This window comes from Streptomyces sp. NPDC006610, from assembly GCF_040611575.1.
Lineage (GTDB): Bacteria > Actinomycetota > Actinomycetes > Streptomycetales > Streptomycetaceae > Streptomyces.
The window spans coordinates 148042-174635 of the sequence record NZ_JBEXOP010000004.1; the positions used below are offsets into that span (position 1 = coordinate 148042).

Sequence of the window (26594 nt, forward strand, 5' to 3'; positions counted from 1 at the left end):
AGAACCGTGACCCGCCATCGCGCATCGGCCGAGGAGACAGCGCGTCTCCGCAAATACCGGCCGGACATTCAGGGCCTGCGTGCCGTCGCCATCATGATGGTGGTCGCCATGCACTGCGGCATTCTCGACATCCACGGCGGCGTGGACATCAGCTTCGTGCTGAGCGGCTTCCTCATCGGCGGCCAGCTCTTCGCCGAGATCGACAAGACCGGCCGGGTGTCCCTGACCAAGTTCTGGGCCCGCCGCTTCCGGCGTATCGCCCCGCCCATGGCCATCACCATCATCGTGACGGCCATCCTGTCCTGGATCTACGTCAGCCCGTTCCGCTTCCGCGAGTACATGTCGGACGGCCTCAGCGCGTCCGTGAGCCTCATCAACTGGCGCCTCGTCGAGACCGGCACCGACTACTTCGCCAACGACGGCAGCCAGTCCCCGTACCAGCACTTCTGGTCGCTGGGCATCGAGGAGCAGTTCTACGTCGTGGCCCCGCTGGTGCTCGTGGCCCTGGTCTGGCTCAGCCGGCTCGTCTTCCGCAACCGGTTCCTGGTGGGTCTCTTCCTCATGGTCGTGGTGGCCGGGTCCTTCTACCTGGGCCACACCTACACGTCCACGAACCAGCCGCTCGCCTACTTCAGCACCCACACCCGCATCTGGGAGATCACGTTCGGCGTCCTGCTCGCTCTGTTCGCGCCGTACCTCTCCCGCATGAGTACCGGGCTCGCGACGGTCATCACCTGGCTGGGACTCGGCTTCGCGCTGGTCACGGCGATGCTCATCACCGATGAGACGCCGCTGCCGGGCTATGCGGTGGCCGGCCCGCTGCTGGGCGCCGCGCTGGTCATCGCGGGTGGCTGCGCCGCTCCCCGCTTCGGCGCGGAGAAGATCCTCGACAACCCCGTCTTCAACTTCATCGGAAATGTCAGCTACGGCTGGTACCTCTGGCACTGGCCGATCCTCATTCTCTGGCCGAGCATCGTCGAGCGGGAATTCGCCTACTCCGACCGTCTGCGCGTGGCAGTGCTCTCCCTCCTCGCTGCGATCGCCATGCACTACATGGTCGAACGGCGTTTCCGGGAGAACGTGCGCCTCATCCTCAGCCCCTGGCGGGGTGTGGTCACCGGTGGCGCGCTGACGGCCTCCACCGTCGCCGCCATGGTGGTAGCCCTCCACGTCGTCCCGCTCAACCTGTCGCTCGCCACCACCGGCACAAGCGCCGCGGCACTCGGCTTCGAGGGCACCGAGTCGGTGAAGACGGCCGTGAGCAAGCGGATCAACCCCGAGATCAGCGAGAAGTCACTGCTCGCCGCGCCCAAGGACCGGGGCGACTTCGGCTGCATCGACGACCTGCTCATCACCAGCTTCGAGCTGCGCGACGAGTGCGTCATCGGCGACACCCGAGCCGACAGGACCCTGGTCCTGCTGGGTGACTCGCACGCCTACCAGTGGGGCAACGCGTTCCACGAGCTGGGGCGGGAACTGAACGTCAAGGTCGTCACGGTCATCAAGAGCGGCTGCTCGCCCGAGGCCTATGAGATCACCCGTGAGGACCTGGGCCGCGAGTACACCGAGTGCGACGCCTGGCGGAAAACCGCCCTCGACCACATCGCCAAGACGAAGCCCGACGTCGTCGTGGTCACGAACCGCGTCCAGAACACCACCACCCGGGAGGGCGCCACGAAGACGTTCAAGGCACTCGAGGGCACGGGCGCCGACCTGGTCTATCTGACGGACACGCCCTTCCCGGGCTTCAGCGTCCCGGACTGCCTGGCGAAGGGCGCGGACCACTTGCCCTCGTGCAGCCCGAAGGCCGAGAACGTCATCGACCGCGCGGAGTTCCGCACCATGGAACGGGAGGTGGCGGAGGAGCACGGGGCCCGCGTCGTCGACACGGTCCCCGCGTTCTGCGCCGACGGCTACTGCCCCGCGGTGATCGGCGGACACGTCGTCTACTGGGATTACAGCCACATGTCGGGCAGCTACTCGAAGTCCCTGGCGCCCTACCTCCAGCCGACCTTCGAAGAGGTCCTGGCCGGCTGACCGGCAAAGAGCACAGGGGGACCCGCGGTGGCCACCGCGGGTCCCCTCCGCGTTCCCCCGTCAGCAGCATCCCCCGCGCGGCCCCAGCGTCCGCCGGTTCCGCGCCTCCCGGTTCCGCGCCGCCAGCAGCTCGTCCGCCGGATAGCCGACCTCCTCCAGCGTCAGCCCGTGCGGCCGCACGACATGCACCGCCGAGTCCCGGACGCCGGCGGCGAGCACCTTCCCCGGCCACTCGGGCCCCCGGTGACCGTCCCCCACGAACAGCAGCGCGCCGATCAGCGAGCGCACCATGTTGTGGCAGAAGGCGTCCGCCCGGACCGTCGCGGTGATGATGCCGTCGTCGCCGCGCACCAGGCTCAGCTCCTGGAGCGTGCGGATCGTCGTCGCGCCCTCCCGCCGCTTGCAGTACGCGGCGAAGTCGTGCTCCCCCAGCAGCGCCCGGGCCGCCTCGTTCATGGCGTCGACGTCGAGCGGCCAGTCGTGCCACAGGACGTGGTGGCGCAGCAGCGGATCGACGCCGCCGGGGTTGTCCGTCACGCGGTAGGCGTAGCGTCGCCAGACCGCCGAGAACCGCGCGTTGAAGCCGTCCGGCGCCTCCCGGAGCGCCCACACCCGCACATCCCTCGGCAACCGTCCCGCGAGCCGCTTCAGCAGCTTGCCGCGGTGCTCGGCCCACACCTCGCGCGGCAGGTCGACGTGCGCCACCTGCCCTCGCGCGTGCACCCCGGCGTCGGTCCGCCCGGCCACGGTCAGCTCGTACGTCTCCTTCGACCGGGTCACCGTACGCAGCGCGTCCTCGATCTCGCCCTGCACGGTCCGCCGGCCGCCGGCCTGCTTGGCCCAGCCGTGGAACCCGGTGCCGTCATAGGAAAGGTCGAGCCGGACGCGGACGTAACCGGGTGCTGCTTCATCACTCACGTACAGATCCTCTCAGGAACACGAAAGCGGGCCCGCTCCCGGGAGGGAACGGACCCGCAACGCCCCTCACAGGGGGCGCGGAGAGCTGCGCGACAGGCCACGACGGAGCCGCAGCCGCTACCGGGCAGTCCCCGGCAGACGCTTACGCGTCCTTCGACTCCTCGTCCTTGGACTCCTCGGCGGCGTCCTCGGCCTTGGTGGTGTCGACCTTGGTCTCGGCGGCCTCGTCGGACGTGGCCTCGGCGGCCTCGTCCTTCTTGAGGGCGTCTTCCTTGACCGCGCGCTTGGTGGCGGCCTCGGCCTCGCCGGTCGCCTGCTGGGCCACCGTCAGCGCCTCGACCAGCTCGATGACGGCCATGGGCGCGTTGTCGCCACGGCGGTTGCCGATCTTGGTGATACGGGTGTAGCCACCCGGACGGTTCTCGTAGCGCGGGCCGATCTCGGTGAAGAGCGTGTGCACGATGCTCTTGTCCGTGATGACCTGGAGCACCTGGCGGCGGTTGTGAAGGTCGCCCTTCTTCGCCTTGGTGATCAGACGCTCGGCGTAGGGCCGCAGGCGGCGGGCCTTCGCCTCGGTGGTCGTGATCTTGCCGTGCTCGAAGAGCGACTTCGCGAGGTTCGCGAGGAGCAGCTTCTCGTGCGCGGCGCTGCCGCCCAGACGGGCACCCTTGGTGGGCTTCGGCATGATGTTTCTCCTAGGTGTCTGCCCCGGCCGTATCAGGTACCGGAGTCAGTATCCGAGCAGGCGGTCGCCTGTCGGAGATCCGGGGCGCCTTTCGGGCGCCCCGGAGGGCCCGCGCCCCGTGAGTGGCGCGGGGCGGTGCCGGTGCGCGACTCCGTCGCGTCGCGCGACGGGCCACGACCGGCCCGCGGTCACAGTACGGCCTCCTCGCGGAGCGCTCAGTACTGCTCGGTCTCCACGAACCCGGCGTCCGCGTCGTCGTCCGCGCCGAAGGCGTCGGCGGCGGCGGTCGGGTCGAACCCGGGAGGCGAGTCCTTCAGCGCGAGGCCCATACCCGCGAGCTTCGCCTTGACCTCGTCGATCGACTTGGCGCCGAAGTTGCGGATGTCGAGCAGGTCCGCCTCGGAGCGCGCGACGAGCTCGCCCACGGAGTGGATGCCCTCACGCTTGAGGCAGTTGTACGACCGAACGGTGAGCTCCAGCTCCTCGATCGGCAGCGCCAGATCGGCGGCGAGGGCGGCGTCCGTCGGGGACGGGCCCATGTCGATGCCCTCGGCGTCGATGTTCAGCTCGCGGGCGAGACCGAACAGCTCGACCAGGGTCTTGCCGGCCGACGCCATGGCGTCGCGCGGGCGCATCGCCTGCTTGGTCTCGACGTCGACGATCAGCTTGTCGAAGTCGGTGCGCTGCTCGACACGCGTGGCCTCGACCTTGTACGTGACCTTGAGGACCGGCGAGTAGATCGAGTCGACCGGGATACGGCCGATCTCCTGGCCGACCTGCTTGTTCTGCACGGCGGAGACGTAGCCGCGGCCGCGCTCGACCGTCAGCTCCATCTCCAGCTTGCCCTTGCCGTTGAGCGTGGCGAGGACGAGGTCGGGGTTGTGCACCTCGACACCGGCCGGGGGCGCGATGTCGGCGGCGGTGACCAGACCCGGGCCCTGCTTGCGCAGGTACATCACGACCGGCTCGTCGTGCTCGCTGCTCACGACGAGCTGCTTGATGTTGAGGATCAGGTCGGTGACGTCCTCCTTGACGCCCGGCACGGTGGTGAACTCGTGCAGGACGCCGTCGATCCGGATCGACGTGACGGCCGCGCCGGGGATCGAGGACAGGAGCGTACGGCGGAGGGAGTTGCCGAGGGTGTAGCCGAAGCCCGGCTCCAGCGGCTCGATCACGAACCGGGAGCGGAATTCGTCGACGACCTCTTCGGTCAACGAGGGACGCTGAGCGATCAGCATGTGTGGATCAGATCCTTCAGTCGGGGGCGCCCGCTATATGACGCCCGACCATGTACTGCAAGGGTACGGGCGGCACGACCCGAAGGAGCCGTACCGCCCGGAAGTCCCGGATTCAAGCGGGGTCAGACGCGACGGCGCTTGGGGGGACGGCAGCCGTTGTGCGGGGTCGGGGTGACGTCCTGGATGGAGCCGACCTCGAGACCGGTCGCCTGGAGCGAGCGGATGGCGGTCTCACGACCGGAACCCGGGCCCTTGACGAACACGTCGACCTTGCGCATGCCGTGCTCCTGCGCGCGACGGGCGGCCGACTCGGCGGCCATCTGCGCGGCGAACGGCGTGGACTTGCGGGAGCCCTTGAAACCGACGTGGCCGGCGGAGGCCCAGGAGATCACGTTGCCGGACGGGTCCGTGATCGAAACGATGGTGTTGTTGAACGTGCTCTTGATGTGCGCGTGGCCGTGAGCGACGTTCTTCTTTTCCTTGCGGCGCACCTTCTTGGCAGCGCCCTGACGTCCCTTGGGGGGCATGTCGTTCTCCTACGGGAGGTGGTCGGTCCTACAGCGAAGACCGCTGGACGGCGAGTCCGCTGCGGACTACTTCTTGCCCGGCTTCTTCTTGCCGGCGATGGCGCGACGCGGGCCCTTGCGGGTGCGAGCGTTGGTGCTGGTGCGCTGACCGCGGACGGGCAGACCGCGGCGGTGCCGCAGACCCTGGTAGGTGCCGATCTCCACCTTGCGGCGGATGTCGGCCTGGATCTCGCGACGGAGGTCACCCTCGGTCTTGATGTTGTTGTCGACGTATTCGCGGATCGCGACCAGCTGCTCCTCGGTGAGGTCCCGAACACGGGTGTTCGGGTCCACGCCGGTGGCGGCCAGCGTCTGCTGGGAGAGGGTCCGGCCGATGCCGAACACGTAGGTGAGGGCGATCTCCACGCGCTTTTCGCGCGGGATGTCAACACCGGAAACGCGTGCCATTCAATGGCTCCAGTTGATCTTCGGAGGTCTTCCACAGGACCGGATCCCAGCCGCCGTACCAGGTACGAACTGGGTCCCCGGCCTCCGAACCGGGGGTGTCGGACGCGCGCGCGTCCGGGCCCTGCGTATGAACATATTCAGCTCGCGTCGCGCGAATCTCTGCGGAGGGCAGAGGGAATGATCCTGCGGTCAGCCCTGGCGCTGCTTGTGGCGCGGGTTCTCGCAGATGACCATGACCCGACCGTGACGGCGGATCACCCTGCACTTGTCGCAGATCTTCTTGACGCTCGGCTTGACCTTCATGGGGTGAGGTTCTCCGGGTCAGTTGCCGGCGACCCCGGTCGCCCGGGGTGTGGGCAAGATCTACTTGTACCGGTAGACGATCCGGCCACGCGTCAGGTCGTACGGAGACAGCTCCACCACGACCCGGTCGTCAGGGAGGATGCGGATGTAGTGCATGCGCATCTTGCCGCTGATGTGTGCCAGGACCTGGTGGCCGTTCTGGAGCTCGACCTTGAACATGGCGTTCGGAAGAGACTCGACGACAGTGCCCTCGATCTCGATGGCACCTTGCTTCTTGGCCACGCTTCGCCCTTCGAATCGACTACCTTGATCGACCTTCGTACGACCGCATGCGGACATGCGGGTGCACGAGAGCCGACGAGTCAGTCTACGTCAGCGCTCCCGGAAACACGAATCGCGACAGTCTGCCCCACTCGGAAGATCCCTAAGCCCGAACGCCACGCACCCGAACGCCGTGCCCGGGGCGGCGCGCCGTGACGGCGGCTCTCAGCCCAGCGGGTCCGGCGCCGCGGAGATCCCGTACTCCGCCAGCTTCGCCCGGCCGCCGTCCGGCGCGGTCAGCACCAGCGGGCCCGCCTCGGTCAGCGCGACCGAGTGCTCCCAGTGCGACGACCAGGTGCCGTCCGTGGTGATGACCGTCCAGTCGTCCTCGAGCACGCGCGTGCGCGGGGTGCCCAGCGACACCATCGGCTCGATGGCGAGGCAGAAGCCGGGCACCAGCTTGGGTCCCTTGCCGCGCCGCCGGTCGACGTAGTTCAGCAGATGCGGGTCCATGTGCATCTCGGTGCCGATGCCGTGGCCGCCGTAGTCCTCGATGATCCCGTACCGCCCGCCGCCGGGCCTGGGCTGGCGCCGGATGTACGTCTCGATGGCCCTGGACACGTCCACCAGCCGGTTGCCCTGCTTCATGGCCGCGATGCCCGCCCACATCGACTCCTCGGTCACCCGGGACAGCTCGATCAGCTCCGGGGCGTGACCGGAGCCCACGAACGCCGTGTAGGCGGCGTCGCCGTGCCAGCCGTCGACGACCGCGCCGCAGTCGATGGAGATGATGTCCCCGTCCTTGAGGACGACGTCCTCGGACGGGATGCCGTGCACCACGACCTCGTTCACGGACGTGCAGATCGTCGCCGGGAACCCTCCGTAGCCGAGGAAGTTGGACTTGGCTCCGTGCTCGGCGAGCACCTTGCGCGCGACCTCGTCCAGGTCCTTGGTGCTGGCGCCGGGCACGGCGGCCTCACGGGTCGCGGCGTGGATCGCGGCGACCACCAGCCCCGCCGCACGCATCCTGGCGATCTGCTCGGGGCTCTTGATCTGCACCATGGGGACTACGGCCTTTCTCGGACCTCGACGGGACCGGGGACGGAAGGGGGAGGAACGGCGCCGGACGGCTCCGGCGGCGGACGGCTGCGACGACCCAGGCTGCCGGGGGCGGCCCGGGCGGACTCTTTCCACCATAAGGGCGTACGGCGGCCGTCCACACAGCAGCCGCGGCCCCCCACCAGGGGAGCCGCGGCTGTTCGCTGTGCACGAACGGCTACCGGCCGTCCTCGTCGCGCTTGAGGGCCTCCAGGGCGCGGCCCGTGACCTCGTCCACCGGACCCAGCGCCGAGATGGTCACGACCAGTCCCTGCGCCTTGTAGTAGTCGATGATCGGCTCGGTCTGCGTGTGGTAGACCTCGAGCCGCTTGCGGACGGTGTCCTCGGAGTCGTCGTCCCGCTGGTACAGCTCGCCGCCGCAGACGTCGCAGACGCCCTCCTGCTTCGGCGCGCTGTACGAGACGTGGAAGACGTGCGCGGAGTCGTTGCGGCAGATGCGCCGGCCGGCGATCCGCTTGACGACCTCGTCCTCGGGGGCTTCCAGGTCCAGCACGGCGTCCAGCCGGATGTCCTCGGTCCGCAGCAGCTCGTCCAGCGCCTCGGCCTGCGAGACGTTGCGCGGGAAGCCGTCGAGCAGGAAGCCCTTCTCGGCGTCCGGCTGCTCCATGCGGTCCTTGGCCATCGCGATCGTGACCTCGTCCGGCACCAGGTTGCCGGCGTCCATGTAGGACTTCGCGAGCTTGCCGAGTTCCGTCTGCCGACTGATGTTGGCCCGGAACAGGTCGCCCGTGGAGATGTGCGGGATCGACAGCTTCTCGGCAAGGCGGGTGGCTTGCGTACCCTTGCCCGCGCCCGGCGGCCCGACGAGGACGATTCGCATCAGCGGAGGAACCCTTCGTAATTGCGCTGCTGGAGCTGGCTCTCGATCTGCTTCACCGTCTCGAGACCGACACCCACGATGATCAGGATGCTGGTACCGCCGAACGGGAAGTTCTGGTTTGCCCCGAAACCAACCAACGCCATCGTCGGCACGAGAGCGATCAGACCCAGGTACAGCGAACCCGGCCAGGTGATCCGGTTGAGTACGTAGCTGAGGTACTCAGCGGTCGGACGGCCAGCCCGGATGCCCGGGATGAAGCCACCATACTTCTTCATGTTGTCCGCGACTTCCTCGGGGTTGAAGGAGATCGCCACGTAGAAGAACGCGAAGAAAACAATGAGCAAGAAGTACAGAGCGATATAGATCGGGTCATCTCCCTGCACGAGATTCGCCTCGATCCAGGTCTTCCAGCTCGACGTGCCGCTGGAGAACTGCGCGATCAGCGCGGGGATGTAGAGCAGTGACGAGGCGAAGATGACGGGAATCACACCCGCCTGGTTCACCTTGAGAGGGATGTAGGTGGACGTACCACCGTAGGAACGGCGGCCGATCATACGCTTGGCGTACTGGACCGGGATCCGGCGCTGAGCCTGCTCGACGAAGACCACCAGACCGACCATGAACAGACCGACCAGGATGACGGTCCCGAACTCGATCCAGCCGTCGGCCAGGGTGCCCTGCTCCTTGATGGCCCACAGCGCGGCCGGGAAGGTCGCGGCGATCGAGATGAACATCAGGATCGACATGCCGTTGCCGATGCCGCGGTCGGTGATCAGCTCGCCGAGCCACATCACGACGGCGGTGCCGGCGGTCATCACGATGACCATGGTGACGGTCACGAAGATCGACTGGTCGGGAACGATGTCGCTCGCGACGGGGCAGCCCTGGAAGAGGGCGCCGCTGCGGGCGGTGGCGACGAGGCCGGTGCCCTGCAGGATGGCCAGCGCCACGGTCAGGTAGCGGGTGTACTGCGTGATCTTCGCCGTGCCGGACTGGCCCTCCTTCTTCAGGGCCTCCAGGCGCGGGATCACCACCGTCAGAAGCTGCAGGATGATGCTCGCGGTGATGTACGGCATGATGCCGAGCGCGAAGATCGTGATCTGCAGCAGTGCACCGCCGCTGAACATGTTCACCAGACCGAACAGGCCCTGGTTGCCCTTGGCCACGTCGATACAGGTCTGGACGTTCTGGTAGTCGACGCCCGGAATCGGCACGTGTGTACCGACCCGGTACACCACGATGATGCCGAGCGTGAAGAGCAGCTTCTTGCGCAGGTCGGGCGTCTTGAACGCCCGGGCGAACGCGGTGAGCACGGTGCCTCCTGCGACCCCCGCGCATCTGCGTCAAGGGTGACGGTATTGAGGTTCCAACAGAACAACGACTTTTTAACGGACAACTGCCGCCCAGAGTGCCCCAGCAGGCGCACCAGTGGAAGTCGGCAGTGCAGGCCACCTTACCCGCGGGACCGCCACCCTAGGAACGACCAACCGGGGATACCCCTTTTGTGGGGTATCCCCGGTCGGGATCGCTCAAGTCAACAAGACGTCCGAGGTGTTCAGACGAGCTCGGTGACGGTGCCGCCGGCGGCGGTGATCTTCTCCTTGGCGGAGCCGGAGACGGCGTCGACCGTCACCTGCAGCGCCACGGAGATCTCGCCCTGGCCGAGGACCTTGACGAGGCTGTTCTTGCGCACCGCGCCCTTGGCCACGAGGCCCTCGACGGTGACCTCGCCACCCTCGGGGTACAGCGCGGCCAGCTTGTCGAGGTTCACGACCTGGTACTCGGTCTTGAACGGGTTCTTGAAGCCCTTCAGCTTCGGGAGGCGCATGTGGAGCGGCATCTGGCCACCCTCGAAGCGCTCCGGAACCTGGTAACGGGCCTTGGTGCCCTTGGTACCACGACCGGCCGTCTTACCCTTCGACGCCTCACCACGACCCACACGGGTCTTGGCGGTCTTGGCGCCCGGGGCCGGACGGAGGTTGTGGATCTTGAGCGGGTTGTTCTCCGCCATGATCAGTCGACCTCCTCGACCGTCACGAGGTGGCGGACGGTGTGCACCATGCCGCGGAACTCGGGGCGGTCCTCCTTGACGACCTGCGTGTTGATGCCCTTGAGACCAAGGGACCGCAGGGTGTCACGGTGGTTCTGCTTGCTGCCGATGTAGGACTTGACCTGCGTGATCCTGAGCTGCGCCATGATTACGCACCCGCCCCGGCACGCGCACGAAGGAGAGCCGCGGGAGCGACGTCCTCGAGGGGCAGACCACGGCGGGCCGCGATCTCCTCGGGACGCTGCAGGCCCTTGAGGGCCGCCACGGTCGCGTGCACGATGTTGATGGCGTTGTCGGAGCCGAGCGACTTCGACAGCACGTCGTGAATACCGGCGCACTCGAGCACGGCACGCACCGGGCCACCGGCGATAACGCCGGTACCGGGCGACGCGGGCTTGAGCAGCACGACGCCGGCAGCCTTCTCACCCTGGATCGGGTGCGGGATGGTGCCCTGGATGCGGGGGACCTTGAAGAAGTGCTTCTTGGCCTCCTCAACGCCCTTGGCGATGGCGGCCGGCACCTCCTTGGCCTTGCCGTATCCGACACCCACGGTGCCGTCACCGTCGCCCACCACGACCAGCGCGGTGAAGCTGAAGCGACGACCACCCTTCACAACCTTGGCGACGCGGTTGATCGCGACGACGCGCTCAACGTAAGCGGTCTTCTCGGCGGCAGCTGCGCCGCCGTCACGGCCCTTCCGGTCCCGCCGCTCGCCGCCACCGGCACCGCTTCCGCGGCGCTGGGGTCCAGCCATTGGAATTACCTCTCTCTGTTTCCGCTAGCTACGCGGTAACGACTGAGTCGTTCCGCGACGGGCGGCTCTAGAACTTCAGGCCGGCTTCGCGGGCGGCGTCCGCCAGGGCGGCGATGCGCCCGGCGTACTGGTTGCCACCACGGTCGAACACGACGGCCTCGACACCGGCGGCCTTGGCACGCTCGGCGACCAGGGCGCCCACCTGCTTGGCCTGCGCGGACTTGTCGCCCTCGCCACCGCGGATCGAGGCGTCCAGCGTGGACGCCGACGCCAGGGTGTGGCCCTTCAGGTCGTCGATCACCTGCGCCACGATGTGGCGGTTGGAGCGGGTCACGACCAGACGGGGACGCTCCGCAGTACCCGAGACCTTCTTGCGGATCCGGATGTGACGGCGCTTGATCGCGGCGCGCTTGTAGGCGTCGCCCTTGAGGATCTTCTGCCCGTATGCCATGGCTTACTTACCCGCCTTTCCGACCTTGCGGCGGATGACTTCGCCCTCGTACTTGACGCCCTTGGCCTTGTACGGGTCGGGCTTGCGCAGCTTGCGGATGTTGGCCGCAACCTCGCCGACCTTCTGCTTGTCGATGCCCTCGACCGAGAAACGGGTCGGGTTCTCCACCTTGAAGGTGATCCCCTCGGGGGCCTCGACCGTGATCGGGTGGCTGTAGCCCAGGGAGAACTCCAGGTTGGAGCCCTTGGCCTGGACGCGGTAACCGACACCGCTGATCTCGAGCTTCTTCACGTAACCCTGGGTCACGCCGGTGATCATGTTCGCCACCAGCGTGCGGGACAGGCCGTGCAGGGCCTTGTTCTGACGCTCGTCGTTCGGGCGGGTGACGTTCAGAACGCCGTCCTCACCCTTGACGATCTCGATCGGCGCGGCGACGGTGTGGGTCAGTTCGCCCTTGGGGCCCTTGACCTTGACCGTGCGGCCATCGATGGTGACGTCCACGCCGGCGGGAACCGCGATGGGGAGCTTGCCGATGCGCGACATAGCTGTTGCCTCCGTTCCCTTCCGCTACCAGACGTAGGCGAGGACTTCCCCACCCACGCCCTTCTTGCCGGCCTGCTTGTCGGTGAGGAGCCCGTGCGACGTGGAGATGATCGCCACGCCCAGGCCGCCCAGCACCTTCGGCAGGTTGGTGGACTTCGCGTACACCCGGAGACCGGGCTTGGAGATCCGCTTGATGCCCGCGATGGAGCGCTCACGGTTCGGGCCGAACTTCAGCTCGAGGACGAGGTTCTTGCCGACCTCGGCGTCCTCGACCTTCCAGCCCGTGATGAAGCCCTCCTGCTGGAGGATCTCCGCGATGTGCGACTTGATCTTCGAGTGCGGCATCGACACGGTGTCGTGGTATGCCGAGTTCGCGTTCCGCAGACGCGTAAGCATGTCTGCGATCGGATCAGTCATGGTCATGAATTGGCCTTCGGCCTCTCTCGCCGGGGTTTCCTGGTGCGCCATCCCTCTCCCCGATCCGAGACGGGACGGGTGCGGCGCGGTGGACCTACGGCGTAGTAAGTCGTACGGGCGGCGGCAGACGCCCAACCCCACCAGCCTACGGCATGGGAGGTGGGCGCCTGGCCGCCCCAGATACTTACCGAGAGTCCTGCTAATCCCTGAAAGAGGGGATTACCAGGAGCTCTTGGTCACGCCCGGCAGCTCGCCACGGTGAGCCATCTCACGAAGGCACACGCGGCACAGGCCGAACTTGCGGTAGACGGAGTGCGGACGACCGCAGCGCTGGCAGCGGGTGTACGCGCGCACGCCGAACTTGGGCTTGCGAGCAGCCTTCGCGATGAGAGCCTTCTTCGCCATCTCGCTCACGCCTCCTTGAACGGGAAGCCGAGGTGACGGAGAAGGGCACGGCCCTCTTCGTCGTTGGTCGCCGTGGTGACCACGGTGATGTCCATACCCCGGACACGGTCGATCTTGTCCTGGTCGATCTCGTGGAACATGACCTGCTCCGTGAGACCGAAGGTGTAGTTGCCACGGCCGTCGAACTGCTTGGGGGACAGGCCGCGGAAGTCGCGGATGCGCGGCAGCGCGAGCGACAGGGTGCGGTCCAGGAACTCCCACATGCGGTCGCCACGGAGCGTGACGTGGGCGCCGATCGGCTGGCCCTCGCGCAGCTTGAACTGCGCGATGGACTTGCGGGCCTTGGTGACGGCCGGCTTCTGACCGGTGATGGTGGTCAGGTCGCGGATCGCGCCCTCGATCAGCTTCGAGTCACGGGCGGCGTCGCCGACACCCATGTTGACCACGATCTTGACGAGGCCGGGGACCTGCATGACGTTCTCGTACTGGAACTGCTCACGCAGCTTGCCCGCGATCTCCTCGCGGTACTTCGTCTTCAGACGCGGAGTGGTGGTGGTAGCCATCAGATGTCCTCACCCGTCCGCTTGGCAACGCGGATCTTGTTGCCCTCTTCGTCGAAGCGGTAACCGACGCGGGTCACGACCTTCTTGCCGTCCTTCTCCACGACGAGCTGAACGTTGCTCACGTGGATGGGGGCCTCGGTGGTCACGATCCCGCCGGCCTGCGAACCGCGAGCGGTGGGGCCGGCCTTGGTGTGCTTCTTGACCCGGTTGACACCCTCGACCAGGACGCGGTCCTCGCGGGGGAAGGCCGCGATGACCTTGCCCTGCTTGCCCTTGTCCTTACCGGTGATGACCTGGACCAGGTCGCCCTTCTTGATCTTCATGCTTACAGCACCTCCGGCGCGAGCGAGATGATCTTCATGAACTTCTTCTCGCGCAGCTCACGGCCCACCGGGCCGAAGATACGGGTGCCGCGAGGGTCGCCGTCGTTCTTCAGAATGACGGCGGCGTTCTCGTCGAAGCGGATGTACGAGCCGTCCGGACGGCGGCGCTCCTTGACGGTGCGAACGATGACCGCCTTGACGACGTCACCCTTCTTCACGTTGCCACCGGGGATCGCGTCCTTGACGGTGGCGACGATGACGTCACCGATGCCCGCGTAGCGGCGACCGGAGCCACCGAGCACACGGATGCAAAGGATCTCCTTCGCACCAGTGTTGTCGGCGACACGCAGTCGCGACTCCTGCTGGATCACGTCTATCTCCTGATCGTCTGCCGGTTCCCCGGGGGCCTCTCATCGAGCGGCCCCCGGAGCCTGGCGGAACTGTCCTGCGGGTTTTCCCCCGCAGGGATTACTTGGCCTTCTCGAGGATCTCGACGACGCGCCAGCGCTTCGTCGCGGACAGCGGCCGGGTCTCCATCAGGAGGACGCGGTCGCCGACACCCGCGGCGTTCTGCTCGTCGTGCGCCTTGAGCTTGTTCGTACGGCGGATGACCTTGCCGTACAGCGCGTGCTTGACGCGGTCCTCGACGGCGACGACGACGGTCTTGTCCATCTTGTCGCTGACGACCAGACCCTCGCGGGTCTTGCGGAATCCGCGTGCCTCAGTGTTCTCGGTCACGTTGCTCTCGCTCATGCGTTCTCCACCGTTTCGATGCCCAGCTCGCGCTCGCGCATCAGGGTGTAGATCCGCGCGATGTCCTTACGGACGGCCTTGAGCCGGCCGTGGTTCTCGAGCTGACCGGTCGCCGCCTGGAAGCGGAGGTTGAACAGCTCTTCCTTGGCCTCGCGGAGCTTCGCCAGAAGCTCCTCGTTGCCCAGCTCGCGCAGCTCGGACGCCTTGGTACCGGCCGACATCACGCTTCACCTGCCTCGCGCTTGACGATCCGGCACTTCATCGGCAGCTTGTGGGCCGCACGGGTCAGCGCCTCACGGGCGATCTTCTCGTTGGGGTACGACAGCTCGAACATGACCCGGCCCGGGTGCACGTTCGCGACCCACCACTCCGGAGAACCCTTACCGGAACCCATGCGGGTCTCGGCCGGCTTCTTCGTGAGCGGACGGTCCGGGTAGATGTTGATCCAGACCTTGCCACCACGCTTGATGTGGCGGGTCATGGCGATACGGGCCGCCTCGATCTGGCGGTTGGTCACGTACGCCGGCGTGAGGGCCTGGATGCCGTACTCGCCGAACGCGACCGTGGTACCGCCCTTGGCCTGACCACGGCGCTTCGGGTGGTGCTGCTTGCGGTGCTTGACCCTACGGGGGATCAGCATGTCGGTCAGGCCTCCGTTCCGGTGCTCTCAGCCGGAGCGGCAGCCGCGGGGGCCTCGGCCTTGGGGGCCTCGGCGCCGGCAGCCTGCTGCGGCTTGCGACCGCGCCGCTCGCCACCGCGGCCACCACGGGCCGGGCGGTCGGAGCCGCCACCGCGGGCCGGGCGGTTGCCCGCACGGGCGGCGGCGTTCTCGGCGCGGACCTCGGCGATGTTCTTCACGTCGCCCTTGTAGATCCAGACCTTCACGCCGATGCGGCCGAAGGTCGTCTTGGCCTCGAAGAAGCCGTAGTCCACGTTCGCGCGGAGCGTGTGCAGGGGCACACGGCCCTCGCGGTAGAACTCCGAGCGGGACATCTCGGCGCCGCCGAGACGGCCACCGCACTGGATCTTGATGCCCTTGGCGCCCGCCTTCATCGCCGACTGCATGCTCTTGCGCATGGCACGGCGGAAGGAGACGCGGGAGGACAGCTGCTCGGCGACGGCCTGGGCCACCAGCTGAGCGTCCGTCTCCGGGTTCTTGACCTCGAGGATGTTCAGCTGGACCTGCTTGCCGGTCAGCTTCTCCAGGTCACCGCGGATACGGTCGGCCTCGGCGCCGCGGCGGCCGATGACGATGCCGGGACGCGCGGTGTGGATGTCGACGCGGACGCGGTCACGGGTGCGCTCGATCTCCACCTTGGAGATGCCGGCGCGCTCCATGCCGGACGTCATCATCCGACGGATGGCGACGTCTTCCTTGACGTAGTCCTTGTACAGCTTGTCGGCGTACCAACGCGACTTGAAGTCGGTGGTGATGCCGAGCCGGAACCCGTGCGGGTTTACCTTCTGGCCCATTACCGGGTTCCTTCCTTGCTGCTGACGACCACCGTGATGTGGCTGGTCCGCTTACGGATCCGGTAGGCACGGCCCTGGGCGCGCGGCCGGAACCGCTTGAGGGTCGGGCCCTCGTCGACGTAGGCCTCGGAAATGAAGAGGCTGTCGACGTCGGTGTGGTCGTAGTTGTGCGCGGCGTTGGCGATGGCGCTGTCGAGCACCTTGCCGACCGGCACGGAGGCGGCCTGCGGAGCGAATCGCAGGACCGCCTGGGCCTCCGTGGCGTCCATGCCACGGATGAGGTCCACCACGCGGCGGGCCTTCATGGGCGTGACGCGGATGTACCGCGCCTGGGCCCTGGCTTCCATGGTTGTCCCTTCAGTTACTTACGTGTCTGAATGCGATCCGCTGCTAGCGGCGCTTCGACTTCCGGTCTTCCTTGACGTGACCCCGGAAGGTGCGCGTCGGCGAGAACTCGCCGAGCTTGTGGCCGACCATCGACTCGGTGACGAACACCGGGATGTGGGTCTTGCCGTTGTGCACCGCGATCGTGTGGCCGAGCATCGCCGGGACGATCATCGAGCGACGGGACCAGGTCTTGATGACGTTCTTGGTGCCGGCTTCGTTCTGCGAGTCCACCTTCTTCATCAGGTGGTCGTCGACGAAGGGCCCCTTCTTCAAGCTACGAGGCATCTCAACCCGTCCTTAGCGCTTCTTGTTCGTCTTGCGGCGGCGGACGATGTACTTGTTCGACGCCTTCTTGGGCGAACGAGTACGGCCTTCCTTCTTGCCCCACGGGGAGACCGGGTGGCGGCCACCGGAGGTACGGCCCTCACCACCACCGTGCGGGTGGTCCACCGGGTTCATGACCACACCACGCACGGTCGGGCGAACGCCCAGCCAGCGCTTGCGGCCGGCCTTGCCCCAGTTGATGTTCGACTGCTCGGCGTTGCCGACCTCGCCGACGGTGGCGCGGCAGCGCACGTCGACCAGGCGGATCTCTCCGGACGGCATGCGGAGGTGGGCCATCGAGCCCTCCTTCGCGAGCAGCTGCACGGAGGCGCCGGCGGAGCGGGCGAACTTGGCGCCGCCACCGGGGCGGAGCTCGATCGCGTGGATCGTGGTACCGACCGGGATGTTGCGGAGCGCCAGGTTGTTGCCCGGCTTGATGTCGGCCCCGGGACCGTTCTCGACGCGGTCGCCCTGCTGCAGGTTGCGCGGGGCGAGGATGTAGCGCTTCTCGCCGTCGGCGTAGTGCAGCAGCGCGATGCGCGCGGTGCGGTTGGGGTCGTACTCGATGTGCGCGACCTTCGCCGGCACGCCGTCCTTGTCGTGACGACGGAAGTCGATCACGCGGTAGGCGCGCTTGTGTCCGCCACCCTGGTGGCGAACGGTCACACGACCGGCGTTGTTACGGCCGCCCTTGCTGTGCAGCGGGCGGACCAGCGACTTCTCCGGCGTGGACCGCGTGACCTCGACGAAGTCGGCGACGCTGGCGCCACGACGGCCAGGAGTCGTCGGCTTGTACTTGCGGATACCCATTTCTCAGTCCTCGTCCGATATCGGACGATCCGGACCTCCGTCAGGAGGTCGGACCGCCGAAGATGTCGATACGGTCGCCCTCGGCGAGGGTCACGATCGCGCGCTTGGTCGCGGCACGCTGGCCGAAACCGGTGCGGGTCCGCTTGCGCTTGCCCTGGCGGTTGATCGTGTTGACCCCGGTGACCTTGACCGAGAAGACCGCCTGCACGGCCTCCTTGATCTGGGTCTTGTTGGCACGCGGGTCGACGACGAACGTGTACTTGTTCTCGTCGAGGAGCGCGTAGCTCTTCTCGGAGACGACCGGCTTGAGCAGCACGTCACGGGGGTCCGTGTACGACTTGCTCAGCGGCGTCTCGACGGTGTTCTTGCCCTCTGCGGCGTGGCGACGCGCCTTGGCGACGCGCGCGGCCTTGGCGGCCTTGGCGGCCTTCGAGGCGATGGAGGGGTGACGGATAGCCATCAGGCCTCGCTCCCTTCGGTGTCGGTGGCCTTCGGGCCGGACACGAAGGACTCGAAAGCGGCCTTGGTGAAGACCACGTCGTCGGAGACGAGAACGTCGTACGTGTTCAGCTGGCCCGGCTCCAGGATGTGGACCTGGGGCAGGTTGCGGGCGGACAGCCACGCGGCCTCGTCGGCGCGGTCGACGACCAGGAGCAGGTTCTTGCGCTCGCTGATCTTGCCGAACAGGCTCTTCGCGGCCTTCGTGGAGGGGGTCTCGCCCTCGACCACGCCGGTGACGACGTGGATGCGGTTGTGACGCGCCCGGTCGGTGAGGGCGTGCCGCAGGGCGGCGGCCTTCATCTTCTTCGGGGTGCGCTGCGAGTAGTCGCGCGGCTGCGGGCCGTGGACGACGCCACCGCCGGCGAACTGCGGGGCGCGGGTCGAGCCCTGACGGGCGCGGCCGGTGCCCTTCTGGCGGTACGGCTTCTTGCCGCCGCCGCGGACCTCGCCACGGGTCTTGGTCTTGTGCGTGCCCTGACGGGCAGCGGCCAGCTGTGCGACGACGACCTGGTGGATCAGCGGGATGCTGACCTTCTCAACGCCGAAGATCTCCGCGGGGAGCTCGACGGAACCGGCCTTGTCGCCCGCCGGCGAAAGGATGTCAACAGTGCTCATCGGTTACCTCAGGCCCCCTTGGCCGCGGTGCGGACCAGGACGAGGCCGCCGTTCGGACCGGGAACCGCGCCCTTGATGAGCAGCAGACCCTTCTCCGCGTCAACGGCGTGGACGGTCAGGTTCTGGGTGGTGACCCGCTCGTTGCCCATGCGACCCGCCATGCGGAGGCCCTTGAACACACGGCCCGGGGTGGCGCAGCCACCGATGGAACCGGGGGAGCGGTGCTTGCGCTGGGTGCCGTGTCCGGCGCCGAGGCCCTTGAAGTTGTGACGCTTCATGACACCGGCGAAGCCCTTGCCCTTGCTCTTGCCGGTCACGTCGACCTTCACGCCGGCCTCGAACACCTCAGCGGTGATCTCCTGGCCGAGCGTGTACTCGGAGGCGTCCGCGGTGCGGATCTCGACGAGGTGGCGACGGGGAGTGACGTCGGCCTTGGCGAAGTGGCCCTTGAGGGGCTTGTTCACCTTGCGCGGGTCGATCTCGCCGAAGGCGATCTGGACCGACTCGTAGCCGTCGGTGTCGTTCGTACGGACCTGGGTCACGACGTTGGGGCCGGCCTTGACGACGGTGACCGGAACAACACGGTTGTTCTCGTCCCACACCTGCGTCATGCCGAGCTTTTCGCCCAGGATGCCCTTGATCTGCTTAGCCATCGTTCAGATCACCGGCCTCAGAGCTTGATCTCGATGTCGACGCCGGCCGGGAGGTCGAGTCGCATCAGAGAGTCAACGGTCTTGGGGGTCGGGTCGAGGATGTCGATCAGGCGCTTGTGCGTGCGCATCTCGAAGTGCTCGCGCGAGTCCTTGTACTTGTGCGGCGACTTGATGACGCAGTACACGTTCTTCTCAGTGGGCAGCGGCACCGGGCCCGCGACCGACGCACCAGTGCGGGTCACCGTCTCGACGATCTTCTTCGCCGAGCTGTCGATGACCTCGTGGTCGTAGGCCTTGAGCCGGATGCGGATCTTCTGTCCCGCCATGGCTACTCAGTAGTCCTGTCTCTCTACAGCTCTGGAACCCGGTGTTCCTGTCTCTCTTCTCCGACCCACGCGGTCGGGCGTGTCGCGCTCCCACTGACACAGATGCCCCTTGTTCGAACATCCCTGCGGGGGGATTGCACACGGCCCTACCGGAACCGCGAACCGGGGACGAGAAGCCCACCGGGCGCCTGGCCGGCGCCGCGCTCACGCTTCCCGGAAGATTCCCGTACGTCCGCCCCTGATCAGGGACGACGAGTACTGTGGGACTCGCTTCCGGTCCTCCCGGCGGGAGGCGCGCAGCATCAACACTCGACCGAGCAACTCGGCTAGTCTGCCATAGGCGACGGGGCGCTGGCCAATCGGGCCGAGGAGAATACCCCGGGAGTGACGCAGGTCAAACGAAGGCGCCAAGCAGCCGGACGGATGGGCCGACACGCGGGGTCGGAGTACTCGCCAACCTGGGCGCGGAGTGGGCCGGGAAGGTCCAGCCCTCGGCGCAGCTTCCCCGCCTCGACGGCGGAACCGCGTGGCGGTGTGCGGGGCGACTGCCGGTCCCCTTCGTCAACGCGGCTGACTCGATCGGCGGATTCTTCGGATGAGCTTCTCCAGGGCTTCGTCGGGTGTGGCGGCCAGGAGGCGGACGGAGTCCATGCCGGCGTAGACGGCGCCGCTCTCCGCCATCGCCAGGTACTCGTTGCATCGATCCCTCATGCCCACCGGGTAGAGACCGGTCCCCGCCCGCTCGCCGAGGTCGTCCAGGATCTCGGCGTCCCAGAGTGCCATGAGGGGATCCAGCCGGAATTCATGCGAGGGCATCAACGAAAAAGGTTCGCGGTACGGAATACCCACGTATCCGAATTCGGCGAGGAATGCTCGCGCGGCCTCGTGAATTCCGAACTCGCCGTGCAGGTGAAGGACGCTTTCCCAGGTGTCCACCGGGACGGCACGACCCGGGTACCAGCCCGCCGCCCGCAGGACGCGCTCCGTCTCCGCGGACCAGCGGCCGGACGCGTTCGCCGCCGTGGTCGTCTCGAGGCGGCCCCAGAACGCATGCGGAACCCGAGCGGCGTCGATCCACAGGCTCGACATCGTGGCCTGCAGGCTCACCAGCGCATCCAGCGCCTGCTCGGTGGTCGCACCCAGCAGTTCCACGCGCCCCCTCGCGAGATACAGGGCCCCGCTCTCCGCCATGCCCAAGTGACTCGCCCCGTTGTCCGCCCGGCCGACGGGGAACAGGACCGTGCCGGCCTCCTCGCTCAGCCTCACGAAGGTGGCGTCCTCCCACTCCGCTGTGAGCGGGTCGAATCGGACGGCAGACTGTGTTGTGATCGCGTCTGCGGGCCACCCGTAGGTCACCAGTCCGCCGAACTCGGCGAGAAACCGGCGGGCCGCCTCGTGCGCCACGAAGCCACCGCGCTCACGCAGGATGTGTTCCCAGGTGTCCGTCCGCACCGAACGACCGGGTTGCCATCCCGCCCTCCTCAGCACGCGCTCGGTCTCCTGGGACCAGCCCTGTGACTGCTCAGAACTCATGCGCTACACCGCCCGAACACCCAGATCGTCGAGACTTCTTGGCAGGAGGCACACGGTGGCTTGGGGGTGCCGTGCACCGGAATTCCTTCCGCGCGGACATTCACAGCAGACACCACGCCGCCCCGCGGGTCCACGCCTGCCTTCACGGCGTCCGACAGTGCCTCCGCCTCCCCGCACTTCCGGTGATGCTCGCGTCATGATCACCCATGGCGGCATCCCCTGATACGAGCGCCGGTCCCGGCTTGTGACTCCGGGCTCATTCCTTGAGCGTCCAGGCAGGCGAGTCGGGCGCGGGTGCAGGGCGGACCTTGAGCTCCGAGAAGTCGATCCGCTCATCGTCGTCCTCGTCGCCGGACGGCAGACGGCCGACCTCGTCCGGGAAGTAGTACAGGCCGTAGGCCCAGTACTCCGGGAACTCGTGGCACATGAGATCTGGATAAGGCTCGATATCGGCTCCTTCATATGCCGCGTTGATGCGCGCCACCGCTTCGGCCCGGGAGATTCCGAACCTTGAAACCATTTCGTCAGCAATGTGTCGGAAATATTGAAGCATACCCTCGTCGAGGCGCATAAGGAATTCTGCTGTCATGACGTTGGAGGCCCCACTCGCCGATGGATGGAATTGGAGAACAGTTGCGCCGCGCGCTCGCCGAAGATGGCGATCTGGTGGCCGTTGAGCACGGGTGGCTCACCCTCCCGTAGGAAGCCGTTCAGGTTCCGGAGCATCGGCCCCTCCACCAGTTCGTAGTTGTGCATGGCGCCCCCTTGGCGGTGGTGCCGGATGAAGTCGGCCACGTCGTCGCCGGGGCCATTGAATATCCTGCTGCTCAGATTGTCCAGCTCCGCCTTCGGCACCCTGAAGTGAATGACAGCAGGTACGCCGCCTTTCCGCTCGGCCAGCTTTTTTGCCCAGTCCAGCGCCTGCCGTGGGTTATTGGTGACATAAAAGCCACCCCGGCCGAAGTCCATCTTGCGAGTCGACGCGTGGATATCGATGCCGTTGGCCAGAATGTTGTCGGCGTGCTGACCGAGCGTGCCGTGGTAGAGATCCACCATGCAGGGTGCTTTCAGCCCCAGCGGATCCTTCCACTGCAAGGGGTTCTTCACATACGCGTAATGGTTGGGGGCCGGTGTAAGTCCCAGCGGATCCGGACTGAGATAGCGCGCGGTACCAGGCTCGTAATAGCGGTGGTGGTTGTAGTGAAGCCCGGTTTCCGCGTCGAAGTACTGGCCCGGGAACCGGAGCGGGCAGTCGACGCGGCGGTCACCGGCCGGTTCCAGTGGAACGCCCCAGAGCGTCGTCGACTGCGTCCAGGCGATGTTTCCGTCCGCGTCGATCAGTTCCGTCGGCGTACCCAGGAGGTCGGTGACGATGGCGTAAAAGCGCTCGTCGATCTCGTGCTGGGAGGTGTCCGGCCCGACGGGACCGGTCTGGCGTACCCGCTGGCTGACGGGGGTCGGGCCGTTCCAGTCCCAAGACGTGCTGACGGTTCCGTCCGTCTGCTCGGCAAGGTCATCCGCGTCCCAGAAGAAGGACACCTGCTCGGTGATCGTCGTGCCGTCGTCCGCCAGCAGTTGCTTCGCCACTCGCCGGCCGACGGGGTCGTAGACGTAGTGCCAGTGGCGGCCGTCCGGCGTCAGGACGTCCGTGAGCTGGTCCTCGGCGTTCCAGGTGTAGCGCCACTCGCGCCTGCCGCCGGACAGCAGCCTGGTGACCCGCCGGACGACGCGTCCCTGACCGTCGTATCGGTAGAACGTACGGCCGGCCCGCTCGACGAGCGTGCCGGAGTAGCTGCGGTCGCCGCGATCGGCGTCCTCCTCGCGCATCGGTGCCGAGGTGTTGAAGGCGGTGAGGTTGCCAAGGGCGTCGTACTGATAGGTCTCGTCCCAGCCGGCCCCGCCCCGCGCGGCCGTCACCCTGCCGGCCCGGTCGAGAACGAAGGTCCGCTCGCCGTGCCGGGAGTCCGTCACGGCCGTCAGGGCACCGTCGATGCGATGCTGGAAGAGGCGTTGCCTGGTCTCTCCGGCGCGCGTGGCGACACTCTGCGTCGTGCGCAGCAGCTCCGCGTCCCGCTGATGGGTCAGGCGCGCGGCATCACCGAGCACCCGCTCGATCTCGCGGCCCGCTACGTCGTATTGGAAGTCGAGCTGATGGCTGCCTGTGCGCTGCACCATCGCGCGCCGCTCCCACTCGTACGTCCACCGAGTGGTCGCGCCGCTCGGCGTCCGGCGGGCGGTGCGCCGCCCAGCGATGTCGTACTCGGTCCTGACCTCCTGGCCGTTCCACGCCTCGGCAAGGAGCCGGCCCGCCGGATCGTGCTCCCGACTTAGTTCGACCTCCGCATTCCGTGCGCGGACGAGCCTGCCGAGCGGGTCGTACTCGTACGTGGTGGTGGTGCCGTCGGCTTCCATGGCGACGACGTTGCCGAGTGCGTCGTGACGGAACCTGGTGGTCTCGCCGGCACCGTTGGTGCGTTCGGCCAACTGACCCGCCGCGTCGTAGCGGTAGGTCAGCGTGCGGCCGTCGTAGTCCGTCTCGGAGACGAGTCGGCCGACGCCGTCGTATGCGTACCTCCAGGTCTGTCCGGCAGCGTTGGTGACGCTTCTCAGTCTCAGCTCGGTGTCGTACTCGAAGCGCTCCAGCGTCCCGTCCTCGTTCTCGCGCAGGGTGCAGAGATCGAAGTGGGTGTTCTCGTACCTGGTGCGGCGGCCGTTCGAGGAGCGGTACTCCCGGGGGTTGCCCTCGGCGTCGTACGACCAGTGCTCGACGGTCCCGTTGGGGAGGTGGCGCCACGAGATCTGGCCTTCCAGGGTCCAGCCGACGCGCGTGACCTGCCCGAAGGTGTCGGTGAGTTTGGTGATACGGCCGAAGGCGTCCCGGACGAATGTGCTGGACGCCCCCAGTGCGTCCGTGGTGGCGACGACGAGGCCGGCGGCATCGTTGACGATGGACTGCCGGCGGTGGCCGAGAGCGTCGGTGATGCCGGTGACTCCGCCGTGCTCGTCGAAGGTGAAGGACGTGGTGGCGCCCAGCGGGTCGACGACCGCCACACGGTTGCCCCGCTCGTCGTAGACCGACTTCCAGGTGCTGCCGTCCGGCTGCGTCACCCTGGTGACCTGACCGTGCTCGTCATACTCCCTGCGGACCAGGCCGCCGTTCGGGAGCACGATCTCCGTGACGTTGCCGTCCCCGTCGTGCCGGTAGCGGGTGGTGCGGCCGAGCTGATCCGTGAGCTCCACGAGACGCCCGGAGTCGTCCCACTTCCGGATTACCGTGTGCCCCAGCGGATCGGTCTCCCGCACAGGCCGGTAGTCCTCATTGAAGGTGTAGACGATCGAGTGGCCGAGGGAGTCCGTCGCCACGGTGGTGCGCGTGTCGTCGTCGTACATGTACGTGTAGGCGAGCACGCCGCTGTCACCGCCCGTGCGGACACAGCGACCTGTGTCGTCGTACGTGTAGCGGTACCAGTCGCCGTTCCTGCTCTGCCAGCCGGTGACGCGCTGCTGGTCGTCGTAGCTGTATCGCTGAGGTACGGAGGACGAGTCGACGACACCGGTCAGACGACCGAGTTCGTCGTACTCGTAGGCCAGCAGCTGCGGCTGGTCCGGGGCACTGAGGAGGGTCAGGGCGGTTACCCGGCCGGAGGCGGTGGTGACGCCGATCCGATACCCACCGTGATGGACCAGCTCGCTCGGCGACCCGTCCGCCCGGTAGTGCACCTCGATGGTGTTGCCGTTGCGGTCCAACACTCCGGCGAGCGGGAGTTCCGCGTCCCGCCCGCCCGGTACTCGCCTGAAGCGCAGTGTCGTACCGCTCTCGGGCTGCCACACGTTGACGTCGGCGTCGGGGGAACCGTTCCAGCTGAGTGGCCAGTCGGGGCCGAGGAGCGGCCTCATCGGCTCACCAGGTTCGGGAATCGCGTAGTACAGCACGATCCCGTCGGCCCCGACGAACCGGATGCCGTCCTCGTCGAGCAGCAGGCGCTGGTCCAGGGTGGACGTCCAGCCGGCCCCGAACCAGCCGCCCGCCTTCACTCCGGTGCGGTGGCTGCGTTCGAGTACCAGAGGCAGTACTCCGGGCATGGCCACGTCGGTGATCGACATGACCATCTGACCGGTGGCCATGTCGATCGGATCACCGCAGGTGAACAGGTTCTTCATCGACCGGCCCAGCCCTTTGAGCCGCGGGCCCAGTCCCTTGAGGCCCATGGCCATGCCCTTGAGGCCGGTCTTTCCGAGGGCTTTGAGGCCCCTGGCGAGGCCGCCGAGGGTGGTCAGCCCCTTCATCCCCGGTATGCACTCCAGCGCGGCCAGACCCACGTCCCACAGGGACGCCTGGCCTTTCGAATATTTGTAGAGCGTGTCGGCGAGGACGACGAGCGCCGCGACCAGCACGATCGCACCGAGGATCGGGCCGCCGACGATCATCACGACGATGCCCAGAACCGCGACGACGACCTTGCAGACCGCGACGATCGTGTCCCAGTTGTCGACGAACCAGTCGCCGACCTCCTCCCACCACGACCGGTTCTGAATCCCCGCGTCCGACGCCTCGTCGATCTTCCGCTTCGCCTCACGGGCCGCCTCGTCACGCATCCTGCGCGCGTCCTCGGCCATCTTCTTCGCCGCGGCCAGCGCGTCCTGCGCGGCCGAGACGTCCGACTGAGCCGCCGTCTGCGCCGACTTGGCGTTCTGCACGTCACGGGTCGCGGCCCGGACCTTCGCCTCATCGGGCTTGTCACCGTCGGTCTTACGCCCGGACGGGTCGTCCTTGTACTTGTCGGCTTCCCTGCCGGCCCGGGTCACCCACGACTCGGCGGACGCCAGCCTCGACTTCGCCGCGGACAGATCCTGCTGCGCCTCCCGCGCCTTGACCAGCGCCCGGTCCGCCAGCGCCTGCGCCCGCTCCAGCTCCGGCCAGAACGCCGCCAGCGCGTCCCCGCACAGCTCGTACGACTTCCTCAGCTTCTTCAGGTTCTTCGGAACACCCGAGAACTGCTCCCTGAACACGGCCGCGGACTTCCCCGCCCACTCCAGCACCGTGTCGTCGTCCGCCATCCCCTTGACCAGGCGCAACGCCTCGGACACGTCGTCGGCGAAATCGTGCAGCTGCTTGGCCAACGACCGCACACGGACCGGATCCCCCGGCGTCGGATCCTCATCCAGATCCAGCGGCTCCCAGTCCCGCGGCCGATAACCCGCCATGCAACAACCCCCGTCACCTGCTCAGCGCCCACCAACAGCCGTGTGCACCCGAAAACTTACAAGGCGCGGCAGACTGAAGGCGGGCCGGCTGCGGGGAGCGGCTCGTAGCGCCTCACGGCCGCGCTCCATATACGGTCCCCAGCGGTATATGAA

General features: G+C 67.4%; 35 protein-coding genes. 1 reads left to right on the top strand and 34 read right to left on the bottom strand.

Annotated elements, in window-relative coordinates:
- The first annotated feature begins 6 nt into the window (after window positions 1-6).
- Window positions 7-2037, top strand: a complete 2031-nt coding sequence (locus tag ABZY13_RS05050; RefSeq protein ID WP_356627484.1) for an acyltransferase family protein — start codon at window positions 7-9, stop codon at window positions 2035-2037.
- A 60-nt stretch (window positions 2038-2097) separates the two neighbouring features.
- Here ABZY13_RS05050 and truA read toward each other — a convergent pair whose 3' ends face one another.
- The 34 genes from truA to ABZY13_RS05220 all read right to left on the bottom strand — a co-directional run bounded on the left by truA (window position 2098) and on the right by ABZY13_RS05220 (window position 26441).
- Window positions 2098-2955 carry a tRNA pseudouridine(38-40) synthase TruA gene (gene truA / locus ABZY13_RS05055; RefSeq protein ID WP_356627485.1) on the bottom strand — a complete coding sequence of 286 codons (858 nt, stop codon included), beginning with the start codon at window positions 2953-2955 and terminating at the stop codon, window positions 2098-2100.
- 142 nt (window positions 2956-3097) lie between these two features.
- Entirely contained in the window at window positions 3098-3640 is a 543-nt protein-coding gene (rplQ, locus tag ABZY13_RS05060; protein WP_356627486.1) for a 50S ribosomal protein L17, read from the bottom strand.
- Window positions 3641-3855: 215 nt separating this feature from the next.
- Entirely contained in the window at window positions 3856-4878 is a 1023-nt protein-coding gene (locus tag ABZY13_RS05065; protein ID WP_003966937.1) for a DNA-directed RNA polymerase subunit alpha, read from the bottom strand.
- Window positions 4879-5000: 122 nt separating this feature from the next.
- Window positions 5001-5405, bottom strand: coding sequence for a 30S ribosomal protein S11 (rpsK, locus tag ABZY13_RS05070; RefSeq protein ID WP_003956432.1), 405 nt, complete (start codon window positions 5403-5405; stop codon window positions 5001-5003).
- A gap of 66 nt (window positions 5406-5471) precedes the next feature.
- On the bottom strand, window positions 5472-5852 hold the full coding sequence (rpsM, locus tag ABZY13_RS05075) for a 30S ribosomal protein S13 (RefSeq protein WP_006130767.1): 381 nt from the start codon (window positions 5850-5852) through the stop codon (window positions 5472-5474).
- 189 nt (window positions 5853-6041) lie between these two features.
- Window positions 6042-6155, bottom strand: coding sequence for a 50S ribosomal protein L36 (gene rpmJ, locus ABZY13_RS05080; RefSeq protein WP_003998809.1), 114 nt, complete (start codon window positions 6153-6155; stop codon window positions 6042-6044).
- A gap of 60 nt (window positions 6156-6215) precedes the next feature.
- Window positions 6216-6437 (bottom strand): translation initiation factor IF-1, encoded by a 222-nt coding sequence (gene infA / locus ABZY13_RS05085; protein WP_003948620.1) that lies wholly within the window; start codon window positions 6435-6437, stop codon window positions 6216-6218.
- A gap of 204 nt (window positions 6438-6641) precedes the next feature.
- Window positions 6642-7478, bottom strand: coding sequence for a type I methionyl aminopeptidase (gene map, locus ABZY13_RS05090; protein WP_356627487.1), 837 nt, complete (start codon window positions 7476-7478; stop codon window positions 6642-6644).
- Window positions 7479-7692: 214 nt separating this feature from the next.
- Window positions 7693-8355 (bottom strand): adenylate kinase, encoded by a 663-nt coding sequence (locus ABZY13_RS05095; protein ID WP_356627488.1) that lies wholly within the window; start codon window positions 8353-8355, stop codon window positions 7693-7695.
- Window positions 8355-9668: a preprotein translocase subunit SecY gene (gene secY, locus ABZY13_RS05100; protein WP_356627489.1), complete on the bottom strand. Its 1314-nt coding sequence runs from the start codon at window positions 9666-9668 to the stop codon at window positions 8355-8357. The genes ABZY13_RS05095 and secY overlap by 1 nt, the downstream gene beginning before the upstream one ends.
- Window positions 9669-9910: 242 nt before the next feature.
- Window positions 9911-10366, bottom strand: coding sequence for a 50S ribosomal protein L15 (gene rplO / locus ABZY13_RS05105; protein ID WP_067018996.1), 456 nt, complete (start codon window positions 10364-10366; stop codon window positions 9911-9913).
- Between the two features lie 2 nt (window positions 10367-10368).
- Window positions 10369-10551 (bottom strand): 50S ribosomal protein L30, encoded by a 183-nt coding sequence (gene rpmD, locus ABZY13_RS05110; protein ID WP_004927226.1) that lies wholly within the window; start codon window positions 10549-10551, stop codon window positions 10369-10371.
- 2 nt (window positions 10552-10553) lie between these two features.
- Window positions 10554-11159, bottom strand: a complete 606-nt coding sequence (gene rpsE, locus ABZY13_RS05115) for a 30S ribosomal protein S5 (protein ID WP_324936594.1) — start codon at window positions 11157-11159, stop codon at window positions 10554-10556.
- Between the two features lie 67 nt (window positions 11160-11226).
- Window positions 11227-11610 carry a 50S ribosomal protein L18 gene (gene rplR / locus ABZY13_RS05120; RefSeq protein ID WP_029380981.1) on the bottom strand — a complete coding sequence of 128 codons (384 nt, stop codon included), beginning with the start codon at window positions 11608-11610 and terminating at the stop codon, window positions 11227-11229.
- Window positions 11611-11613: 3 nt separating this feature from the next.
- On the bottom strand, window positions 11614-12153 hold the full coding sequence (gene rplF / locus ABZY13_RS05125; RefSeq protein WP_356627491.1) for a 50S ribosomal protein L6: 540 nt from the start codon (window positions 12151-12153) through the stop codon (window positions 11614-11616).
- Between the two features lie 24 nt (window positions 12154-12177).
- Window positions 12178-12576 (bottom strand): 30S ribosomal protein S8, encoded by a 399-nt coding sequence (rpsH, locus tag ABZY13_RS05130; protein ID WP_006130772.1) that lies wholly within the window; start codon window positions 12574-12576, stop codon window positions 12178-12180.
- A gap of 213 nt (window positions 12577-12789) precedes the next feature.
- A complete protein-coding gene (locus ABZY13_RS05135; protein ID WP_003956452.1) occupies window positions 12790-12975 on the bottom strand; it encodes a type Z 30S ribosomal protein S14 in 186 nt (61 codons plus the stop codon).
- Window positions 12976-12980: 5 nt separating this feature from the next.
- On the bottom strand, window positions 12981-13538 hold the full coding sequence (rplE, locus tag ABZY13_RS05140) for a 50S ribosomal protein L5 (RefSeq protein WP_356627492.1): 558 nt from the start codon (window positions 13536-13538) through the stop codon (window positions 12981-12983).
- Entirely contained in the window at window positions 13538-13861 is a 324-nt protein-coding gene (gene rplX, locus ABZY13_RS05145; RefSeq protein WP_009327082.1) for a 50S ribosomal protein L24, read from the bottom strand. The genes rplE and rplX overlap by 1 nt, the downstream gene beginning before the upstream one ends.
- A gap of 2 nt (window positions 13862-13863) precedes the next feature.
- Window positions 13864-14232 (bottom strand): 50S ribosomal protein L14, encoded by a 369-nt coding sequence (rplN, locus tag ABZY13_RS05150; RefSeq protein WP_003998823.1) that lies wholly within the window; start codon window positions 14230-14232, stop codon window positions 13864-13866.
- A gap of 97 nt (window positions 14233-14329) precedes the next feature.
- Complete coding sequence (gene rpsQ, locus ABZY13_RS05155; protein ID WP_014674375.1) at window positions 14330-14614, bottom strand: 30S ribosomal protein S17; 285 nt, start codon at window positions 14612-14614, stop codon at window positions 14330-14332.
- Window positions 14611-14835, bottom strand: coding sequence for a 50S ribosomal protein L29 (rpmC, locus tag ABZY13_RS05160; RefSeq protein ID WP_007494763.1), 225 nt, complete (start codon window positions 14833-14835; stop codon window positions 14611-14613). Before rpmC ends, rpsQ begins: the two co-directional genes overlap by 4 nt.
- Window positions 14835-15254 (bottom strand): 50S ribosomal protein L16, encoded by a 420-nt coding sequence (gene rplP, locus ABZY13_RS05165; RefSeq protein ID WP_190037507.1) that lies wholly within the window; start codon window positions 15252-15254, stop codon window positions 14835-14837. Before rplP ends, rpmC begins: the two co-directional genes overlap by 1 nt.
- A gap of 5 nt (window positions 15255-15259) precedes the next feature.
- On the bottom strand, window positions 15260-16087 hold the full coding sequence (gene rpsC, locus ABZY13_RS05170; RefSeq protein WP_356627493.1) for a 30S ribosomal protein S3: 828 nt from the start codon (window positions 16085-16087) through the stop codon (window positions 15260-15262).
- Entirely contained in the window at window positions 16087-16434 is a 348-nt protein-coding gene (rplV, locus tag ABZY13_RS05175) for a 50S ribosomal protein L22 (protein ID WP_006130776.1), read from the bottom strand. The genes rpsC and rplV overlap by 1 nt, the downstream gene beginning before the upstream one ends.
- A gap of 43 nt (window positions 16435-16477) precedes the next feature.
- Window positions 16478-16759, bottom strand: coding sequence for a 30S ribosomal protein S19 (gene rpsS / locus ABZY13_RS05180; protein ID WP_039656232.1), 282 nt, complete (start codon window positions 16757-16759; stop codon window positions 16478-16480).
- A gap of 12 nt (window positions 16760-16771) precedes the next feature.
- Window positions 16772-17608, bottom strand: coding sequence for a 50S ribosomal protein L2 (gene rplB, locus ABZY13_RS05185; protein WP_030811669.1), 837 nt, complete (start codon window positions 17606-17608; stop codon window positions 16772-16774).
- Window positions 17609-17648: 40 nt separating this feature from the next.
- Window positions 17649-18068 (bottom strand): 50S ribosomal protein L23, encoded by a 420-nt coding sequence (gene rplW, locus ABZY13_RS05190; protein ID WP_356627494.1) that lies wholly within the window; start codon window positions 18066-18068, stop codon window positions 17649-17651.
- Window positions 18068-18724: a 50S ribosomal protein L4 gene (gene rplD, locus ABZY13_RS05195; RefSeq protein WP_356627495.1), complete on the bottom strand. Its 657-nt coding sequence runs from the start codon at window positions 18722-18724 to the stop codon at window positions 18068-18070. Before rplD ends, rplW begins: the two co-directional genes overlap by 1 nt.
- A gap of 8 nt (window positions 18725-18732) precedes the next feature.
- A complete protein-coding gene (gene rplC, locus ABZY13_RS05200) occupies window positions 18733-19377 on the bottom strand; it encodes a 50S ribosomal protein L3 (RefSeq protein WP_356627496.1) in 645 nt (214 codons plus the stop codon).
- A gap of 17 nt (window positions 19378-19394) precedes the next feature.
- Window positions 19395-19703, bottom strand: a complete 309-nt coding sequence (rpsJ, locus tag ABZY13_RS05205) for a 30S ribosomal protein S10 (protein WP_003948644.1) — start codon at window positions 19701-19703, stop codon at window positions 19395-19397.
- 561 nt (window positions 19704-20264) lie between these two features.
- Complete coding sequence (locus tag ABZY13_RS05210; protein WP_356627497.1) at window positions 20265-21236, bottom strand: SUKH-3 domain-containing protein; 972 nt, start codon at window positions 21234-21236, stop codon at window positions 20265-20267.
- 256 nt (window positions 21237-21492) lie between these two features.
- Window positions 21493-21825, bottom strand: coding sequence for a hypothetical protein (locus ABZY13_RS05215; RefSeq protein WP_356627498.1), 333 nt, complete (start codon window positions 21823-21825; stop codon window positions 21493-21495).
- Window positions 21822-26441: an RHS repeat-associated core domain-containing protein gene (locus tag ABZY13_RS05220; protein WP_356627499.1), complete on the bottom strand. Its 4620-nt coding sequence runs from the start codon at window positions 26439-26441 to the stop codon at window positions 21822-21824. The genes ABZY13_RS05215 and ABZY13_RS05220 overlap by 4 nt, the downstream gene beginning before the upstream one ends.
- Window positions 26442-26594 lie beyond the last annotated feature (153 nt).

Bases quoted from the DNA above. Each gene is read 5' to 3' on its own strand.
- rplF (WP_356627491.1), bottom strand. From the start codon at position 12,153: ATGTCGCGCATCGGCAAGCTCCCCATCGCGGTTCCCGCCGGCGTGGAC.
- rpsE (WP_324936594.1), bottom strand. From the start codon at position 11,159: ATGGCTGGACCCCAGCGCCGCGGAAGCGGTGCCGGTGGCGGCGAGCGG.
- ABZY13_RS05065 (WP_003966937.1), bottom strand. From the start codon at position 4,878: ATGCTGATCGCTCAGCGTCCCTCGTTGACCGAAGAGGTCGTCGACGAA.
- rplR (WP_029380981.1), bottom strand. From the start codon at position 11,610: ATGGCATACGGGCAGAAGATCCTCAAGGGCGACGCCTACAAGCGCGCC.
- rpsM (WP_006130767.1), bottom strand. From the start codon at position 5,852: ATGGCACGCGTTTCCGGTGTTGACATCCCGCGCGAAAAGCGCGTGGAG.
- ABZY13_RS05095 (WP_356627488.1), bottom strand. From the start codon at position 8,355: ATGCGAATCGTCCTCGTCGGGCCGCCGGGCGCGGGCAAGGGTACGCAA.
- rpmC (WP_007494763.1), bottom strand. From the start codon at position 14,835: ATGTCGGCCGGTACCAAGGCGTCCGAGCTGCGCGAGCTGGGCAACGAG.
- ABZY13_RS05220 (WP_356627499.1), bottom strand. From the start codon at position 26,441: ATGGCGGGTTATCGGCCGCGGGACTGGGAGCCGCTGGATCTGGATGAG.
- rplP (WP_190037507.1), bottom strand. From the start codon at position 15,254: ATGCTGATCCCCCGTAGGGTCAAGCACCGCAAGCAGCACCACCCGAAG.
- map (WP_356627487.1), bottom strand. From the start codon at position 7,478: ATGGTGCAGATCAAGAGCCCCGAGCAGATCGCCAGGATGCGTGCGGCG.
- rpmD (WP_004927226.1), bottom strand. From the start codon at position 10,551: ATGGCGCAGCTCAGGATCACGCAGGTCAAGTCCTACATCGGCAGCAAG.
- rplE (WP_356627492.1), bottom strand. From the start codon at position 13,538: ATGGCTACCACCACCACTCCGCGTCTGAAGACGAAGTACCGCGAGGAG.
- rplO (WP_067018996.1), bottom strand. From the start codon at position 10,366: ATGGCGGAGAACAACCCGCTCAAGATCCACAACCTCCGTCCGGCCCCG.
- rplB (WP_030811669.1), bottom strand. From the start codon at position 17,608: ATGGGTATCCGCAAGTACAAGCCGACGACTCCTGGCCGTCGTGGCGCC.
- ABZY13_RS05135 (WP_003956452.1), bottom strand. From the start codon at position 12,975: ATGGCGAAGAAGGCTCTCATCGCGAAGGCTGCTCGCAAGCCCAAGTTC.
- rplQ (WP_356627486.1), bottom strand. From the start codon at position 3,640: ATGCCGAAGCCCACCAAGGGTGCCCGTCTGGGCGGCAGCGCCGCGCAC.
- rplX (WP_009327082.1), bottom strand. From the start codon at position 13,861: ATGAAGATCAAGAAGGGCGACCTGGTCCAGGTCATCACCGGTAAGGAC.
- rpsH (WP_006130772.1), bottom strand. From the start codon at position 12,576: ATGACCATGACTGATCCGATCGCAGACATGCTTACGCGTCTGCGGAAC.
- ABZY13_RS05210 (WP_356627497.1), bottom strand. From the start codon at position 21,236: ATGAGTTCTGAGCAGTCACAGGGCTGGTCCCAGGAGACCGAGCGCGTG.
- rpmJ (WP_003998809.1), bottom strand. From the start codon at position 6,155: ATGAAGGTCAAGCCGAGCGTCAAGAAGATCTGCGACAAGTGCAGGGTG.
- rplC (WP_356627496.1), bottom strand. From the start codon at position 19,377: ATGGCTAAGCAGATCAAGGGCATCCTGGGCGAAAAGCTCGGCATGACG.
- rpsJ (WP_003948644.1), bottom strand. From the start codon at position 19,703: ATGGCGGGACAGAAGATCCGCATCCGGCTCAAGGCCTACGACCACGAG.
- rplD (WP_356627495.1), bottom strand. From the start codon at position 18,724: ATGAGCACTGTTGACATCCTTTCGCCGGCGGGCGACAAGGCCGGTTCC.
- rpsS (WP_039656232.1), bottom strand. From the start codon at position 16,759: ATGCCTCGTAGCTTGAAGAAGGGGCCCTTCGTCGACGACCACCTGATG.
- rpsK (WP_003956432.1), bottom strand. From the start codon at position 5,405: ATGCCCCCCAAGGGACGTCAGGGCGCTGCCAAGAAGGTGCGCCGCAAG.
- rplW (WP_356627494.1), bottom strand. From the start codon at position 18,068: ATGGCTATCCGTCACCCCTCCATCGCCTCGAAGGCCGCCAAGGCCGCC.
- rpsQ (WP_014674375.1), bottom strand. From the start codon at position 14,614: ATGAGCGAGAGCAACGTGACCGAGAACACTGAGGCACGCGGATTCCGC.
- rpsC (WP_356627493.1), bottom strand. From the start codon at position 16,087: ATGGGCCAGAAGGTAAACCCGCACGGGTTCCGGCTCGGCATCACCACC.
- ABZY13_RS05215 (WP_356627498.1), bottom strand. From the start codon at position 21,825: ATGACAGCAGAATTCCTTATGCGCCTCGACGAGGGTATGCTTCAATAT.
- rplV (WP_006130776.1), bottom strand. From the start codon at position 16,434: ATGGAAGCCAGGGCCCAGGCGCGGTACATCCGCGTCACGCCCATGAAG.